15 protein-coding genes are annotated in these 16029 nt (G+C 69.5%); 9 read left to right on the top strand and 6 right to left on the bottom strand.

Going from position 1 to position 16029, the window contains the following annotated elements; translation table 11 throughout:
* Positions 1–6: 6 nt before the first annotated feature.
* Positions 7–1263 (bottom strand): phosphoserine phosphatase SerB, encoded by a 1257-nt coding sequence (gene serB, locus A6A29_RS12760; protein ID WP_073720175.1) that lies wholly within the window; start codon positions 1261–1263, stop codon positions 7–9.
* 389 nt (positions 1264–1652) lie between these two features.
* Between serB and A6A29_RS12755 the strand changes: the two genes are divergently transcribed.
* Positions 1653–4226, top strand: coding sequence for an ABC transporter ATP-binding protein/permease (locus A6A29_RS12755; protein ID WP_073720174.1), 2574 nt, complete (start codon positions 1653–1655; stop codon positions 4224–4226).
* Between the two features lie 134 nt (positions 4227–4360).
* Here the strand turns inward: A6A29_RS12755 and A6A29_RS12750 are convergent, their stop codons facing one another.
* The gene (locus A6A29_RS12750) at positions 4361–5140 is read right to left on the bottom strand and encodes a transglycosylase SLT domain-containing protein (RefSeq protein WP_073720173.1); all 780 of its coding nucleotides are present in this window, start codon (positions 5138–5140) and stop codon (positions 4361–4363) included.
* A gap of 653 nt (positions 5141–5793) precedes the next feature.
* On the opposite strand from A6A29_RS12750, the gene A6A29_RS12745 reads away from it, so the two are divergent.
* The 3 genes from A6A29_RS12745 to A6A29_RS12735 all read left to right on the top strand — a co-directional run bounded on the left by A6A29_RS12745 (position 5794) and on the right by A6A29_RS12735 (position 7995).
* Complete coding sequence (locus A6A29_RS12745) at positions 5794–6939, top strand: GAF domain-containing sensor histidine kinase (RefSeq protein ID WP_073720172.1); 1146 nt, start codon at positions 5794–5796, stop codon at positions 6937–6939.
* Positions 6932–7576: a response regulator gene (locus A6A29_RS12740; RefSeq protein WP_073720171.1), complete on the top strand. Its 645-nt coding sequence runs from the start codon at positions 6932–6934 to the stop codon at positions 7574–7576. The genes A6A29_RS12745 and A6A29_RS12740 overlap by 8 nt, the downstream gene beginning before the upstream one ends.
* 167 nt (positions 7577–7743) lie before the next feature.
* The gene (locus A6A29_RS12735) at positions 7744–7995 is read left to right on the top strand and encodes a chaplin (protein ID WP_073720170.1); all 252 of its coding nucleotides are present in this window, start codon (positions 7744–7746) and stop codon (positions 7993–7995) included.
* 153 nt (positions 7996–8148) lie between these two features.
* Here A6A29_RS12735 and A6A29_RS12730 read toward each other — a convergent pair whose 3' ends face one another.
* Entirely contained in the window at positions 8149–8937 is a 789-nt protein-coding gene (locus A6A29_RS12730) for a hypothetical protein (protein WP_073720169.1), read from the bottom strand.
* Between the two features lie 122 nt (positions 8938–9059).
* Here A6A29_RS12730 and A6A29_RS12725 point away from each other — a divergent pair, with 122 nt between their 5' ends.
* The 4 genes from A6A29_RS12725 to A6A29_RS12710 all read left to right on the top strand — a co-directional run bounded on the left by A6A29_RS12725 (position 9060) and on the right by A6A29_RS12710 (position 12555).
* Positions 9060–9857 (top strand): ABC transporter ATP-binding protein, encoded by a 798-nt coding sequence (locus A6A29_RS12725; protein WP_073720168.1) that lies wholly within the window; start codon positions 9060–9062, stop codon positions 9855–9857.
* A gap of 148 nt (positions 9858–10005) precedes the next feature.
* Entirely contained in the window at positions 10006–10434 is a 429-nt protein-coding gene (locus A6A29_RS12720) for an NfeD family protein (RefSeq protein ID WP_073720167.1), read from the top strand.
* Positions 10435–10588: 154 nt separating this feature from the next.
* Positions 10589–11518 carry an SPFH domain-containing protein gene (locus A6A29_RS12715; RefSeq protein WP_073720166.1) on the top strand — a complete coding sequence of 310 codons (930 nt, stop codon included), beginning with the start codon at positions 10589–10591 and terminating at the stop codon, positions 11516–11518.
* A gap of 263 nt (positions 11519–11781) precedes the next feature.
* On the top strand, positions 11782–12555 hold the full coding sequence (locus tag A6A29_RS12710) for a sulfite exporter TauE/SafE family protein (protein WP_107468204.1): 774 nt from the start codon (positions 11782–11784) through the stop codon (positions 12553–12555).
* Between the two features lie 61 nt (positions 12556–12616).
* On the opposite strand, the gene A6A29_RS12705 is transcribed toward A6A29_RS12710, so the two are convergent.
* The 3 genes from A6A29_RS12705 to A6A29_RS12695 all read right to left on the bottom strand — a co-directional run bounded on the left by A6A29_RS12705 (position 12617) and on the right by A6A29_RS12695 (position 14635).
* Entirely contained in the window at positions 12617–13123 is a 507-nt protein-coding gene (locus A6A29_RS12705) for an HNH endonuclease (RefSeq protein WP_073720165.1), read from the bottom strand.
* Positions 13124–13261: 138 nt separating this feature from the next.
* Positions 13262–13798, bottom strand: coding sequence for a YbhB/YbcL family Raf kinase inhibitor-like protein (locus tag A6A29_RS12700; RefSeq protein WP_073720164.1), 537 nt, complete (start codon positions 13796–13798; stop codon positions 13262–13264).
* Between the two features lie 54 nt (positions 13799–13852).
* Entirely contained in the window at positions 13853–14635 is a 783-nt protein-coding gene (locus A6A29_RS12695) for a sporulation protein (protein ID WP_073720163.1), read from the bottom strand.
* Positions 14636–14901: 266 nt separating this feature from the next.
* Here A6A29_RS12695 and A6A29_RS12690 point away from each other — a divergent pair, with 266 nt between their 5' ends.
* Entirely contained in the window at positions 14902–15513 is a 612-nt protein-coding gene (locus A6A29_RS12690) for a DNA-3-methyladenine glycosylase (protein WP_073720162.1), read from the top strand.
* Positions 15514–16029 lie beyond the last annotated feature (516 nt).

Raw genomic sequence — 16029 nt, 5'->3', positions numbered from 1 at the left:
TCCCGGTCAGTCGACCAGGCCGTCCGCCGCCTCGACCTCCTCGCGCGTGATGCCGAGCAGATACAGCACGGTGTCGAGGAACGGCACGTTCACCGCGGTGTGCGCGGCCCTGCGCACCACCGGCTTCGCGTTGAAGGCGACGCCGAGGCCGGCCGTGTTCAGCATGTCCAGGTCGTTGGCACCGTCACCGATCGCCACGGTCTGGGCCAGCGGCACCCCGGCCTGCTCGGCGAAGCTCCGCAGCAGCCGGGCCTTGCCCGCCCGGTCCACGATGTCGCCCACGACCCGGCCCGTGAGCTTGCCGTCGACGACCTCCAGCGTGTTGGCGGAAGCGAAGTCGAGGTTGAGACGTTCCTTGAGGTCGTCCGTGACCTGGGTGAACCCACCGGAGACCACGCCCACTTGGTACCCGAGCCGCTTGAGCGTACGGATCAGGGTGCGGGCGCCGGGCGTCAGCCGCACCTCGGCCCGCACCTTGTCCACCACCGACGCGTCGAGGCCCGCCAGCAGCGCCACCCGGGCGTGCAGCGACTGCTCGAAGTCCAGCTCGCCGCGCATCGCCTGCTCGGTCACCTCGGCGACCTCGGCCTCGCAGCCCGCGTGCGCCGCGAAGAGTTCGATGACCTCGTCCTGGATGAGCGTGGAGTCCACGTCCATGACGACCAGCCGCTGCGCCCGGCGGCTCAGCCCTGCCGATACGACGGCGACATCCACGCCGATCTCCGCGGCCTCGGTGGCCAGCGCGGTCCGCAGCGCCTCGGTCCCCGTACCGGACACCGCGAACTCGACGGCCGTGACCGGGTACTTCGCCAGCCGGAAGATCCGGTCGATGTTGCCGCCGGTCGACGTGATCCTGGCCGCTATGGCGGCGGTCGACTCCGCGGTGAGCGGGTGGCCCAGCACGGTCACATGGGAACGGCCGTCACCGCGGGGCCGGTTGTCACCGATGCCCGAGATGATCTCGGCCTGCAGCTTCAGCGAGTCGGCCCAGCTGTGGACGGTCGCCCGCAGGTCGCCCGCGCTCGTACCGCCCGCGGTCGGGGCGGTGACCAGGGCGCACAGGACGATACGGCCACGGGTGACGACCTGCTCGATGTCCACGACGTCGACGGAGTACGCGGCGAGGGTGTCGAAGAGCCCGGCGGTGATGCCGGGACGGTCCTTCCCGAAGATCTTGACGAGAAGAGTGGGTGCGTCGCTGCCCTGAGGGGACTCGGGCGGCTCAGGAGACAGGGGAGGCTGAGGGGGCTGAGATGCGCTCATGGTGTGCCCACCGTATCGGTCCCGCGGCCCGGCCCCCAGGCCCGTCCCGCGTACCGGACGAAATGGCGCGGGCGTACGGCGATCGCGGACAAAATGCCCGGCAGGGGGGTGTGGGGCATTACCGGGCGCCGGACGCCGCGCGGATATTTCAGGGCCGTCGCTATCGGCCGGGATGTGCTGGATCGGACCGTCTGCTCATGATTCGTCCGCACTCATGGCCATTCCTGACCTCCGGGCCCCTTTTTCCCGGGGCCGGGGTGCGTCCACGCAGGTCTCCGCCCCGTCTTCACCCGCCCGACTTTCGGAACGGGGACTGCTCCTGGAATAGTTCCCCACGATGTTCAGCATCCCTAGACTCCCTGCAATGGGGGTGACTCGGGGGACAACTAGTGGGGCGCGGAGTGCCGGAACTCGTACTGGAATTGAATGGAAGGACCTGGACGCTCGATCCATCCAGGTCGTACACCCTTGGACGCGATCCGCAGGGAGACCTGACGATCGACGACGCCAGGGTGTCGTGGCGGCATGCCACGATCAGCTGGAGGGGCGGTAGTTGGTTCATCGAGGACCACGGCAGCACCAACGGCACCTATGCGCAGGGGCAGCGGATCCACCAGCTGGAGATCGGACCCGGCTCCGCGGTGCACCTGGGCAACGCCACCGACGGACCTCGGCTGAGCCTCACCGGTGCGGCGGCTGCCGCGGGCGCCGGCGTCCACAGCGGCCAGGCGGCGGGAGCCCAGCAGGCCCCCGCGCAGCCCCACCAGGCTCCGTACCAGGCCCCGCAGCAGGGCGGCGCGGGCTGGCCGGGCCAGCAGGGCCCCGCCCAGCATCAGCAGCAGGCGTGGCAGCAGGCCCAGCCGCAACAGGCTCAGGCCCAGCCACAGGTCCCGCACCAGCAGGCCCCGGCACAGGGACACGGTGGCGCTGCGGGGGCGCCGCCGGTCTACGGGGACCGCAGCCCGACCACGTTCCACCAGCTGGACCTCGGCCGGGTGATGCGGATCGGCCGTGCGCTGGAGAACGAGCTGGTCGTCTCCGACCTCCAGGTCTCGCGCCACCACGCCGAGTTCCGCGCGACGCCCGACGGCCGCTTCGAGATCCGTGACCTCGGATCCCACAACGGTACGTACGTCAACGGTCAGCCGCTCCACAAGTCCGGCTCCGCGCTCCTCGGCCCGAACGACATCGTCGGTGTCGGTCACTCGACGTTCCGCCTGGTCGGCGACCGGCTGGAAGAGTTCGTCGACACCGGTGAGGTCTCCTTCTCCGCCCGCCACCTCACGGTGACGGTCGACGGTGGGAAGCAGATCCTCAAGGACGTCTCCTTCGGCGTCCCGGAGAAGTCGCTCATCGCGGTCATCGGCCCGTCCGGGTCCGGCAAGTCCACCCTGCTCAAGGCGCTCACCGGCTACCGGCCCGCCAACCAGGGTGACGTCCTCTACGACAACCGGAACCTCTACAAGCAGTTCGCCGAGCTGCGCCAGCGCATCGGTCTGGTCCCGCAGGACGACATCCTGCACAAGGAACTCACCGTCACCAAGGCGCTCAAGTACGCCGCCAAGCTCCGCTTCCCCGCGGACACCACCGAGGCCGAGCGCCAGGCCCGGATCCTCGAAGTGCTGGCCGAGCTGAAGCTCGACATCCACAAGGACAAGAAGATCACCTCGCTCTCCGGGGGCCAGCGCAAGCGCGTCTCGGTGGCCCTGGAGCTGCTGACGAAGCCCTCGCTGATCTTCCTGGACGAGCCGACCTCCGGCCTCGACCCGGGCATGGACCGCGATGTCATGCAGCTGCTGCGCGGCCTCGCGGACGACGGGCGCACCGTCCTGGTCGTCACGCACTCCGTGGCCGAGCTGGCGATCTGCGACAAGCTCCTGGTCATGGCCCCGGGCGGTTCCGTCGCCTACTTCGGCCCGCCGGAGGAGGCACTCAACTTCTTCGGCTACACCACCTGGGCCGATGTTTTCTCCGCGTTCGAGAACTACCGCGACTACGACTGGGCGGGACGCTGGCGCGGCTCGCAGCACTACCAGATGTACGCCGCGGACATCGACGCCGTCGCCGCGCAGTCCGTACACATGCCGCCACCGCAGCAGCTGCGCCCGCCGAAGCCGCAGGGCTGGATGACGCAGCTGTGGACGCTGATCCGCCGCTACGTCTCGGTGATCGCGTCCGACAAGGGCTTCATGGGCCTGATGGTGATCCTGCCCGCGGTGCTCGGCGTGGTCAGTGTCGTCATTCCGGCGGAATTCGGTCTGGCGGCGCCCACGCCGCCGTCCCGGTTCAACGGCAAGGCCGGGACGATCATGCTGATCCTCGCGGTCGGCATGTGCTTCTCCGGCGCCGCCAACTCCGTACGAGAACTGATCAAGGAACGCGTCATCTACGAACGGGAACGGGCCACCGGCCTGTCCCGCTCCGCCTATCTGATGTCCAAGGTGATCGTCCTCGGCGTGATCACGGCCCTCCAGGGCGTCATCATCTGCGGCATCGGCTTCGCCACCCGCGATCTGCCGGCAGAGGGCCTGATCATGCCCCCGGCCGTCGAGATCTGCCTGTCGATCATCGCGCTGGGCTTCACCTCGATGATGTTCGGCCTGGTGATCTCCTCGCTGGTGAAGACCTCCGAGAAGACCATGCCGCTGCTGGTCATGTTCGCGATCATCCAGGTCGTCTTCACCGGCGTGCTCTTCCAGGTGTACGGGTCGCCCGGCCTGGAGCAGTTCGCCTGGCTGATGCCGTCCCGCTGGGCCATGGCCGCGGCCGGTACGACGCTCGACCTGGCGCACCTCATGCCGCCGTGGGACCCGGAGAACCCGACCGACCTCGACCCGCTGTGGGAGCACACGGCCGGCCAGTGGGGGATGAACATCGCGGTGCTGGTGGTACTCGGTCTCATCTGCGGCTTCGCGGTCGCGCGCCTGCTGCGCCGCCACGAGCCCGAGGTCATGCGCAAGTAGCCCGCTCGCAAGCACGCGACGCACGGCGCGGCACGCGACGCACGACGCCGGAGGGCGGCACCCCCGCACGGGGTGCCGCCCTCCGGCATGAGACGTGGGACGCGAGCGCGCCGTTCGGGCGCTGCGCGGGTGGCTCAGTACGCGCTGTTGACGTTGTCGATCGAGCCGTACTTGTCGGCGGCGTAGTTGGCCGCGGCGGTGAGGTTGGCGACCGGGTCGTACTGGCTGTGCGGCGTACCGGAGACGTGGTAGGCGTCGAAGGTCGGCTTGATGATCTGGAGCAGGCCGATCGAGGGGACGCCGTTCTGGGCGTTGATGTCCCAGCCGTTGATGGCGTTCGGGTTGCCGGTGGACTCCCGCATGATGTTGCGGTGCAGTCCGTCGTACGAACCGGGGATGCCCTTGGTCTTCATGATGGACAGGGCTTCCTTGATCCACCCGTCCAGGTTGTCGGCGAAGACGGGGGTACGTGCGGCCGAGCGGCTCGCGGCCTGGGCGGTGCGCTTCTTCGCGTCGGCCTTGGCCTTCGCGGCGGACTTCGCCTTCGCCTCGGCGGCTGCCTTGGCCTTGGCCTGGGCGGCGGCCTTGGCCTTCGCCTGCGCATCGGCTGCTGCCTTCGCCTTCACCGCGGCGGCCTTGGCCTTCGCGGCGTCGGCGGCCTTCACCAGCTGCTCGGCGGTGGAGTGCTGCTCGATGATGCTGGCCTGCACGGTCTTGGCCTGCGGGACGCTGCCGGCCGACGTGAAGGCCACCGGAGCGGCGGACAGGGCCGCGGGGGCGCTCTCGGCCTCGGCGTTGGACGGGACGAGGGAGAACACCAGGGCGGCGGCGCCGAGTGCGGACACACCGGCGACGGAGAGCTTCTGGGTCTTGTTCAGACGACGGCGACGGCCGGGAATGCTGGACGCGGACATACAGGCCTACCTCTTCGAATAGCAGGTGTCCTCACGGAGGACGAGACGGGAAGCGGCGACGCATCTCCGTCGGGGACGGCTGCAATTCTTAGCGCCAGCAAAATGCTGTGGCAAAGGTGTGACGTACGAAGCCTGGTAGTGGATCGGGGGAGCGCTCGTACGTGCTCGCCCCCGCTCATGCCCACCCAATTGCCCCTTGTGTACCCACTAGCAGTCTTCGTAAGTGACGTGGGTCCTATGTGCGGGCTCACATCGGCCGCGTAACGGTTTCACCACCCGTTGCACAGGCAATGCGGAGCGTGAGGTTCCTCATCCGGGAGAAGGAGGCGGACATCCCCGGACTCATGCCGGAGGCGCAGCTGCCGCCCTGCCCCGCCACACCTGGGGCGTAGCGCCGCCCCACGCCCCCGGACCGCCCCCGACCGCCCCCGACCGGACGACCCCCGACCGTCTCCGGACGTGGCGGGCCGATCCCGTACGGACCCGATCCCGCCCGGCCCCGGCCCCGGCCCGGTCCCGGCCCCGGTCACCGGGCCGTACGGACCTAGGACCGAGGGCCGAGGGGCGGCGGGACAAAGTCCTGGTCCCGCACGCTCCCCGACGCCGTCCACAGCCCGATACGGCTGTCGGACCCCGCCGGTACGGTGAGGGCCATGAGTCACCGCCCACCGTCCGCCCTCGCCGCGGTGAGTGCCGCGCTGCTCGCCATGAGCCGGCATCTCGAAATGCGTGACGTCCTCAAGACGATCGTCACCTCCGCCCGCGAGCTGCTCGACGCCGAGTACGCGGCCCTGGGCGTCCCCGACGACCACGGCGGCTTCGCCCAGTTCGTCGTGGACGGAATCACCGATGAGCAGTGGAAGGCCATCGGCCCGCTGCCCCGGCAGCACGGCATCCTCGCCGCGATGCTCCAGGAGGCGAAGCCGGAGCGGCTCGCCGACGTCCGTGAGGACCCCCGGTTCGGCGGCTGGCCCGACGCCCACCCCGACATGTCCGACTTCCTCGGCCTGCCCATCCGGGACGGCGACGAGATCATCGGCGCGCTCTACCTCGCCAACAAGAAGTGCCCCAAGCCGGAGGGCAGCTGCGGCTTCACCGACGAGGACGAGGAACTGCTGTCGATCCTCGCCCAGCACGCGGCGATCGCCCTGACCAACGCCCGCCTGTACGAACGCAGCCGCGAGCTGACCATCGCCGAGGAACGCTCCCGCCTCGCCCACGAACTGCACGACGCGGTCAGCCAGAAGCTGTTCTCGCTCCGGCTCACCGCACAGGCGGCCGCCGCTCTCGTCGACCGCGACCCGGCCCGCGCCAAGGGCGAGCTCCAGCAGGTCGCCGCGCTCGCCGCGGAGGCCGTGGACGAACTGCGCGCCGCCGTCGTCGAGCTGCGCCCGGCCGCGCTCGACGAGGACGGCCTGGTCGCCACCCTCCGTACGCAGATCCAGGTCCTGGACCGGGCCCACAGCGCCGCGGTCACCTTCGAGAGCGCGGGCGTACGGGCCCTGCCCGCCGCTCACGAGGAAGCGCTGCTACGGGTGTCCCAGGAAGCCCTGCACAACGCCCTGCGCCATTCCGGCGCCGGGCATGTCACCGTCACGCTGGCCCGGCACGGCCCGGCCACGCTGCTGCGGATCACCGACGACGGCAGCGGGTTCGACGTCACGGCGGTCCGTCGCGCGGGCCGCCATCTGGGCCTCGTCTCGATGCGCCACCGGGCCGGCAGCGTCGGCGGGAAGCTCACCGTTGAATCGGAGCCCGGCAAGGGCACCACGATCGAGATGGAGGTGCCCGGTGGCTGACAAGATCATCAGGGTGCTGCTGGTCGACGACCACCAGGTGGTACGCCGAGGCCTGCGTACGTTTCTGGAGATCCAGGACGACATAGAGGTCGTCGGCGAGGCCGCCGACGGCGCCGAGGGCGTGGCCAGGACGGAGGAGCTCCGGCCCGATGTCGTACTGATGGACATCAAGATGCCCGGAACCGACGGCATCGAGGCTCTGCGCAAGCTCCGCGAGCTGGACAACCCCGCCAAGGTCCTCATCGTCACCAGCTTCACCGAGCAGCGCACGGTGGTCCCCGCCCTGCGCGCGGGCGCCTCCGGTTACGTGTACAAGGACGTCGACCCGGACGCCCTGGCCGGAGCCATCCGCTCCGTCCACGCGGGCCACGTCCTGCTCCAGCCGGAGGTGGCCGGGGCGCTCCTGGCCCAGGACGACGCGGGCAACGGCACGGGCCGGGGGAGCACCCTCACCGAACGGGAACGGGAAGTGCTGGGCCTCATCGCCGACGGCCGTTCCAACCGCGAGATCGCCCGGGCCCTGGTCCTCTCCGAGAAGACCGTCAAGACGCATGTGTCGAACATCCTGATGAAGCTGGATCTGGCGGACAGGACCCAGGCGGCTCTCTGGGCCGTACGCCACGGGGCCGCAGGCTGAGCGGAACGTTCCGGTGCTGAGCGGGACCCGAGCGGAACGTTCCAGTCCGGGATGAGATTCATACTGTCGGGTGTATGTCACCCGAACGGCGCATCCCGGCGGGGTCCACGGCGTTCTTCAGGGCGTGCTGCGGCGGTCGGCCGCGGCGTTTCCAGGAGGATCCTGAAGTGAAGAACCTGAAGAAGGCCGCTGCCGTCACCATGGTCGCCGGTGGACTCATCGCCGCCGGTGCCGGTGCCGCCTCGGCCACCGGACACAGCGGCGCGGCCGCCCACGGCACCGCCGCCCACTCCCCGGGCGTCGCCAGTGGCAACGTCGCCCAGGTCCCGGTGCACATCCCGGTGAACGTGGTCGGCAACACCGTCAACGTGATCGGCCTGCTCAACCCGGCCTTCGGCAACTTCGGCCTGAACCACTGACCGACCCGGTCCCGAAAGCCGGGCGGCCCCACCGAGGGGCCGCCCGGCTTTCGGGACCGTCCGTCGATCGAGGACGAACCTCCCCGGCGCCCGGGCAAGCGACACAGTCCCGACAGTCCCGCGCGCACCCCCGCGAGGGCTACCCCGCCCCCGCTACCCCCGACCCCGCTCCACGTCCTCCACATACGCGTTGTACGCCGCCACCTGCGCCCGCCGCGCCACCCGCTCCACCGGCCTGAGCGCCTCGCCCCGGGCCGAGATCTCGGACGCGCTCACCGCGCCCCCGTGCCCGTTCTCGTACGCCACCGAGACGAGCAGGCCGACCCGCTGAGCCAGCTCCAGCACCCGCACCGCCCGCGGCGGATATCCGGGCGCCAGCACCTCGCGCCCCCGCTCCGCCCGCGCCCGGTACGCGTCCACGGCCGCCTCCGCCACCGGCCCCGACCCGGCCACGTCCAGCCGCGACAGCACCGCCGTCGCATCCCGCAACGCCTCCGCCAGCTCCCGCTCCGCCTCACTCAGCGACGGCACATCGGCCGGCGGCGCCTCCCGCACCGGCAGAACACGCCACACCACCTCGACGTGCCGGTCCCCGACGGGCCCCGCTCCACTCACCTCCGGGATCAGCCCGTACGGCACACCGGACGTGACCACCGCCTCCTCGGCCTCCAGGGCCCGCGCGTTGAACTCCGGCGGCCCGCTCAGCCCCAGCGGATGCCCCGGCACCGGCAGGGCGACCCGGAAGCCGGTCGCCCCCAGCCTCCGCAGCCGCCCGAGCGCCAGCGTGAGCCCGACCGGCCCCGCCTCACCCGGCAGTCCCTCGACGCGATGCACCGCGTCCTCCCCGACGATCGCGAGGGCGGCGTCGTCCGGCGATACAAGTCCGGCCAAAAGCGCGTTTCCCCAGGCGGCCAACAGCCCTGAGCGTGGTTCCGAAAGCATGGGAACAGCCTAGGGAACGGACCTCACGCCTGAAGCACTCTTGCGGTGGCGTAGGTTTTCCCTGGGAGCTGTGCCTACAGGCACGCGACGATCTCGAGACTGCATGGGGAGACAACGCGCTCATGAGCGATGTACTGGAGCTGGTGGACGTATCCGTGGTCCGCGACGGACGCGCTCTGGTGGACGACGTCTCCTGGTCGGTCAAGGAGGGGGAGCGCTGGGTCATCCTCGGCCCGAACGGCGCCGGCAAGACCACCCTCCTCAACATCGCCTCCAGCTACCTCTTCCCGAGCACCGGCACCGCCCGGGTCCTGGGCGAGCGGCTGGGCGGCGTCGGCACCGACGTCTTCGAGCTGCGCCCCCGCATCGGTATCGCGGGCGTGGCCATGGCCGAGAAGCTGCCCCGGCGCCAGACCGTGCTGCAGACGGTGCTCACCGCCGCGTACGGCATGACCGCCACCTGGCACGAGAACTACGAGGCCGTCGACGAGGAGCGCGCCCGCGCCTTCCTCGACCGGCTCGGCATGACGGACTACCTGGAGCGCAAGTTCGGCACGCTCTCCGAGGGCGAGCGCAAGCGCACCCTGATCGCCCGCGCCATGATGACCGACCCCGAGCTGCTCCTCCTCGACGAGCCCGCCGCCGGGCTCGACCTCGGCGGCCGCGAGGACCTGGTCCGCCGCCTCGGCCGGCTCGCCCGCGATCCGTACGCCCCCTCCATGATCATGGTCACCCACCATGTCGAGGAGATCCCGCCCGGTTTCACCCATGTTCTGATGATCCGCCAGGGCAAGGTGCTCGCGCTCGGCCCCATGGAGACCGAGCTCAGCTCCCGCAACCTCTCCCTCTGCTTCGGTCTGCCGCTCATCGTCGAGCACACCGGCGACCGCTACACGGCGCGCGGTCTGCCGCTCGGCTGAGCCCGGGGCGCCGCCCCGCCCGCAGCGCGCCGCCCGGCCGCTCACCGGCACCGCCACGGCGCTCCGCACGCCCATCTGTCGCACCCCGTCCCCACGTTGGCCGTCCGGGGCCCTGTCGGTGCGGGTCTCACGGTCCTACGATGACCATGTGGACATCGACGCGTGGGTGTGGTGGCTGATCGGCGCGGTGGGACTGGGCATCCCGCTCGTCCTGACCGCGATGCCCGAATTCGGGATGTTCGCCGTCGGAGCGGTGGCCGCCGCGGTCGTAGCGGCCCTCGGCGGTGGCATCGTCGCCCAAGTACTGGTCTTCGTCGTGGTCTCGGTGGCGCTCATCGCCGTCGTGCGCCCGATCGCCGCCAGACATCGCGCGGGCCAGAGCCAGTACGCCACCGGCATCGACGCGCTGAAAGGCCGTCAGGCCGTCGTACTGGAACGGGTCGACGCCGCCGGCGGCCGTATCAAGCTCGGGGGTGAGATCTGGTCGGCCCGCACCCTGGACAGCGACCAGAGTTTCGAACCCGGCCAGCAGGTCGATGTCGTGGACATCGACGGAGCAACGGCCGTGGTGATGTGACCGAACCGTGCACGGGGCGGGCCACGGTCTGCCAGACTCGAAGTCGATCATGTCGATCATCATGAGAACCGTACGGTCGTGAGACCCCGGCACTCACGAGAGTTCGACCCCGATCATCGCGATCCGTCGGCAACCGAAGGGCACGAGACACACGATGCAACCGATCATCATCGTCCTGATCATTCTGGTGGTGCTCGTCTTCATCGCCCTGATCAAGACGATCCAGGTCATCCCGCAGGCCAGTGCGGCCATCGTGGAGCGGTTCGGCCGCTACACCCGCACCCTGAACGCGGGCCTGAACATCGTCGTCCCGTTCATCGACTCCATCCGGAACCGCATCGACCTGCGTGAACAGGTCGTGCCCTTCCCGCCGCAGCCGGTGATCACTCAGGACAACCTGGTCGTCAACATCGACACCGTCATCTACTACCAGGTGACCGACGCCCGCGCGGCGACCTACGAAGTCGCGAGCTACATCCAGGCGATCGAGCAGCTCACCGTCACCACCCTGCGCAACATCATCGGTGGCATGGACCTGGAGCGGACCCTGACCTCCCGCGAGGAGATCAACGCGGCCCTCCGCGGAGTCCTCGACGAGGCCACCGGCAAGTGGGGCATCCGCGTCAACCGCGTCGAGCTCAAGGCGATCGAGCCGCCCACCTCCATCCAGGACTCGATGGAGAAGCAGATGCGCGCCGACCGGGACAAGCGCGCCGCGATCCTCACGGCCGAAGGCATCAGGCAGTCCCAGATCCTCACCGCGGAGGGCGAGAAGCAGTCCGCGATCCTGCGCGCCGAGGGCGAGTCGAAGGCATCGGCGCTGCGTGCCGAGGGTGAGGCACAGGCCATCCGTACGGTCTTCGAGTCCATCCACGCCGGAGACCCGGACCAGAAACTCCTCTCGTACCAGTACCTCCAGATGCTCCCGAAGATCGCCGAGGGCGACGCCAACAAGCTCTGGATCGTGCCCAGCGAGATCGGCGACGCCCTCAAGGGCCTCAGCGGAGCCTTCGGCAACCTCGGCGGCGGCGTCCCCGGCTTCGACACCACCAAGCAGCGCCGCGAGGAGCCCCCGGTCGACTGACCGGAGCAAACCCCGCCACGGGCTGCCCCGTCAGCCCTGGCGGTGCGCGACGACAGCTACGGCAGCTCGCGGCCTGGTCGGAACGCCCGCATACCTCCCGTATACGGACGTCCCTCCGCCCGGCGATGCACCGCATCCGACGCCGCGCGCCGACCCAACGGGACTTCGGGACACCCCTGGCCCCGGACGAACCCGCCGTCGTGCATGATCAGTGAGGCCCCTCGACCTTCATGGCGGGGAGGCATCACTGACCATCGAAGGAGATGGCCTTGTCCATCTGGGAAATACTCGCGATCTTCGCAGCCGGTGTCGGCGCGGGCACGATCAACACGATCGTCGGCTCGGGCACATTGATCACCTTCCCCGTACTGCTCGCCACCGGCCTGCCGCCGGTCACCGCCACCGTCTCCAACGCCCTCGGCCTGATCCCCGGCTCCATCAGCGGAGCCATCGGCTACCGCAAGGAACTCGCCGGACAGCGCCGCCGCGTCCTCAAGCTGAGCATCGGCGCCGTGATCGGCGGCCTCACCGGGGCGACCCTCCTGCTGGCCCTGCCCTCCACGGCATTCGAGACGATCGTGCCGATCCTGGTGGCGCTGGCCCTCGTCCTCGTCATCCTGCAGCCCCGCATCAGCAAAGCGGTCCAGCGCCGACGCGAGCGCACCGGCACACCGGCCCGCGCCGACGGCGGCCCGCTCCTGTTCACCGGCCTGATGCTCGCCAGCGTGTACGGCGGCTACTTCACCGCTGCCCAGGGGATCATCTACCTCTCCCTGATGGGCATGCTGCTCGACGACACCATGCAGCGGCTCAACGCGGTCAAGAACGTCCTGGCCGCCGTCGTCAACAGCATCGCCGCACTGTTCTTCCTCTTCGTCGCGGACTTCGACTGGACGGCCGTCCTGCTGATCGCGGTCGGCTCGGCCATCGGCGGGCAGATAGGGGCCAAGGTCGGCCGCCGCCTCAGCCCCACCGTGCTGCGCTGCCTGATCGTCGCGGTCGGCACCTCCGCCATCGTCCAACTGCTGCTCCGCTGACAGACGGAAGCCCGCCTCCCTGCGGAGGCGGGCTTCGGGTACGGCATCGGGCGTACGCCGACTAAGCCGCCGAACGTTCCAGCCACTCCGGCAGCGCCGAGCGGTCACCGGCCCCCATCGCCAGCAGCATCGCGTCGGCCGGCGAGGGCACGAACGGCTGCCGCAGCAGCGGCATCCCCGCCTGCTCGGGCGTACGGGCCGCTTTGCGGTGATTGTCCTCGGCACACGAGGCCACCGTGTTCAGCCAGGTGTCCTGACCGCCCTGGGCACGCGGCACCACATGGTCGACGGTGCTGGCCCGCCGTCCGCAGTACACGCACCGGTGCTGGTCACGTATGAGCACGCCCCTCCTGGACCACGGGGCCTGTCTTCGGAACGGCACCCGTACATACCGGCAGAGCCTGATCACCCGGGGCACCGGAATATCCACGGCGGCACCACGCATACGGAGTCGGGGATGCGACTGCTCGACGACGGCCTTGTCCGTCAGGATCAGTACCACCGCACGGTTGAGAGTCACCGTCGACAGCGGCTCGAAGCTCGCGTTGAGAACCAGCGTGTCACGCATCCTGCCCACCTCCCGTGTGCCGCCCGCCCCCTGGCAGGCCCGGATCAACTCTGGCTGGGCGGGCCGCGATGGACAACGTAATAAAAAATGCCCTGCTCTGATCTCTCCAAGACCAGAGCAGGGCAAACAACAGAAGAACTAATCGCCGGCGGGACCCGTGTACTCCCCGACCAGCTGAGCACGGCCGAGCGTGTGGAACCGCAGATTGAATCCGGCCACCGCGGGGGACACCTCGCTGTCGATCCCGAGCTTCTCGCTGTCCACCGCGTACACGGTGAACACATAGCGGTGGTTCTCCCCGGCCGGTGGCGCGGCACCGCCGAAGTCCTTCGACCCGTAGTCGTTACGGATCTGTACGGCGCCCTGGGGAAGACCCTCGAACGTCCCGCTGCCCGCACCGGCCGGCAGCTCCGTGACGGATGCGGGGATGTCGAAGACCACCCAGTGCCAGAACCCGCTGCCCGTCGGGGCGTCCGGGTCGAAACACGTCACGGCGAAGCTCCGGGTCCCCTCCGGGTGGCCCTCCCACCGCAGCTGCGGCGAAGTGTTCCCCGCCGCGAGCACCTGCGCGTCCGCCAGCACGGCCCCCGGTGCGAGATCCTCGCTCACCACGGTGAACGAGGGGACCTCGGGATGGAAGTCGTGCGGCAACGGCGCCCTCTTCGGCTCGGTCACGTCAGCACCTCTCCTGATCGGCTCTTCTGCTGTCAGCAGGTCTCCCCACCGACACTAGAGCCAGTTGCGCTGCCCGCCGACCTGGGCCAGCCACTCGTTGAGGTACGCCGCCCAGTCGGTCTGCTGGAAGTCGGTCAGCGAGACCTTGAACGCCCGGTACGAGTCGCTGCCCTCGCTGAAGAGCCCCGGCTTCTTGTCCATCTCCAGGATGACGTCCATCTCGCGGTCGTCCGCGACGAAGGTGAGCTCGACCTGGTTCAGCCCGCGGTACTGCTGCGGCGGGAAGAACTCGATCTCCTGGTAGAACGGCAGCCGCTGACGTGTGCCGCGGATGTGACCACGCTCCATGTCGGCACTGCGGAAGCCGAAGCCCAGCTGCCCGAAGGCGTCCAGGATGGCCTGCTGTGCGGGCAGCGGGTGCACATTGATCGGGTCCAGGTCGCCGGAGTCCAGCGCGCGGGCGATCTCCAGCTCGGTCGTCACGCCGATGTTCATGCCGTGCAGCTGCCGGCCGGCGAACATCGTGACCGGCGTCTCCCACGGAATCTCCAGGCCGAACGGCACCACGTGCACGGCACCGGCCTTCACCTCGAAGGCACCACCGAGACGCAGCTTGGTGAACTCGATGTCCTGCTTGGTCTCCTGGTCATTGCCCTCGACCTCGACCCGCGCCTGCAGACCGACGGAGAGCCCCTCGATCTGCTGGTCCACGGACCCGCCCTGGACCCGCACCTCACCCTGGACGACCCCACCGGGGACGACGTTGACCTCGGTGAGCTCGGTCTCCACCGAAGCGCCACCGGCACCCATGCTCGCGAGCAGCCGCTTGAAGCCCATGTTTACTCCTTCTTGGTCCTGACCCCTACATACGCGCCACGACCGTAGCCGGTTCCCGTACGGGCGCAGCCAGTACCCTCGGAAGCCATGAACGAGGGCATGGACCGTACGCCGCTGACGCGGGAGTGTTTCGACCGATCCGTACTCGATGTCGCCCCCGGCCTCCTCGGCGGCACGGCCCGCAACAGAGTGAGGTCCGGTCCGCCGGGCACATCTACCGGGCACGTCTACGGCTGCTTCCCCCACGGCATGTCACGTCGGTCGGCATGAACGTCGAGGATCTCGTTCGCCCCGCCGAGGAAGTCGCCCCCGAACTGCTCGGTGCTGTCCTCACCCACGAGACACCCGAGGGAACCGTGCGTATCACCATCACGGAGACCGAGGCGTACTCCGGTGCGGCCGACCCCGCCTCCCACGCCTACCGGGGCAGGACACCCCGAAACGCCGCCATGTTCGGGCCCGCGGGACACCTGTACGTCTACCGGTCCCACGGTCTCCACTGGTGCGCCAACATCGTCACCGGCACGGAGGGCATCGCCACGGCTGTCCTCATCCGGGCGGGCAGGGTCATCGAAGGGGAAGACCTGGCCCGCAAGCGGCGAGGGGCCAAGGTCGAGAGCCCACGTCTCGCGCGGGGTCCCGGGAACTTCTGCCAGGCGCTCGGCATCACGGCGGAGCACAACGGCGCAGACCTGCTGACAGGCGCCTCGGTCGCGCTGTCCGCGGGTGAGCCGGTACCCGCCGCACTCATCCGGGCCGGTCCTCGGGTGGGCGTGAGCAAAGCCCACGACTGGCAGCACCGCTTCTACCTCGCCGGTGATCCGACGGTCTCGGCGTACCGACTGAGCCCGAGAGCCAAGCCGTCCGCCGGAGCCTGAGTCCAACCGCCGTTGCGTCGTGGTTCCGAACCCCCCTCGCGACCAGGTACGCGGCGGTCCCCACACCGGTGCGGGCGGCGACGGGGCCCACCGGCCCTGGCGGCTCACGGATCGACGGCCGACCCCGCGGTGAGCCCCTGCTGGGCCCCCGTACCCCACCACCACGCAACTTGACGGCCCCCTGGCGGACGCCTAATGTAGTCCGAGCCGCTTGACACGGGCATCGCTGTCGGCACGGTCCATCGGATCGGGTCGAGCATCCCGAAGCGGCCAAACCACTACCTACGACTCACCCCTGACGGGTGCGAATTCGGCATGCCCGTAATTCGTCCGGGCGGCTCGATTATGAGCCGCCCAGGGATTCGGCTAAAGTAGTGAACACGCCGAAAGGCAAAGGCCACTCCGCAGGCCATCGGAATCGAATTCGGACCGGAAACGGAACGAAAAAGAGTCTGGTAAAGTCGGACTCGCCGGAAAGGGAAACGCGAAAGCGAAGAACTGGAAAGCGAAAACTGC

Origin of the sequence: Streptomyces sp. TSRI0281 (assembly GCF_001905125.1) — a bacterium.
Classification (GTDB): Bacteria; Actinomycetota; Actinomycetes; order Streptomycetales; family Streptomycetaceae; genus Streptomyces.
The sequence above is the reverse complement of the archived record's forward strand: the minus strand, read 5'-3'. Positions and strand labels throughout refer to the sequence as shown.

What these genes read in the sequence shown, in the direction of transcription:
- A6A29_RS12730 (WP_073720169.1), bottom strand. Translation starts at nt 8,937, where the DNA reads ATGCTTTCGGAACCACGCTCAGGGCTGTTGGCCGCCTGGGGAAACGCG.
- A6A29_RS12715 (WP_073720166.1), top strand. Translation starts at nt 10,589, where the DNA reads ATGCAACCGATCATCATCGTCCTGATCATTCTGGTGGTGCTCGTCTTC.
- A6A29_RS12690 (WP_073720162.1), top strand. Translation starts at nt 14,902, where the DNA reads ATGAACGTCGAGGATCTCGTTCGCCCCGCCGAGGAAGTCGCCCCCGAA.
- serB (WP_073720175.1), bottom strand. Translation starts at nt 1,263, where the DNA reads ATGAGCGCATCTCAGCCCCCTCAGCCTCCCCTGTCTCCTGAGCCGCCC.
- A6A29_RS12705 (WP_073720165.1), bottom strand. Translation starts at nt 13,123, where the DNA reads ATGCGTGACACGCTGGTTCTCAACGCGAGCTTCGAGCCGCTGTCGACG.
- A6A29_RS12750 (WP_073720173.1), bottom strand. Translation starts at nt 5,140, where the DNA reads ATGTCCGCGTCCAGCATTCCCGGCCGTCGCCGTCGTCTGAACAAGACC.
- A6A29_RS12725 (WP_073720168.1), top strand. Translation starts at nt 9,060, where the DNA reads ATGAGCGATGTACTGGAGCTGGTGGACGTATCCGTGGTCCGCGACGGA.
- A6A29_RS12710 (WP_107468204.1), top strand. Translation starts at nt 11,782, where the DNA reads ATGGCCTTGTCCATCTGGGAAATACTCGCGATCTTCGCAGCCGGTGTC.
- A6A29_RS12695 (WP_073720163.1), bottom strand. Translation starts at nt 14,635, where the DNA reads ATGGGCTTCAAGCGGCTGCTCGCGAGCATGGGTGCCGGTGGCGCTTCG.
- A6A29_RS12745 (WP_073720172.1), top strand. Translation starts at nt 5,794, where the DNA reads ATGAGTCACCGCCCACCGTCCGCCCTCGCCGCGGTGAGTGCCGCGCTG.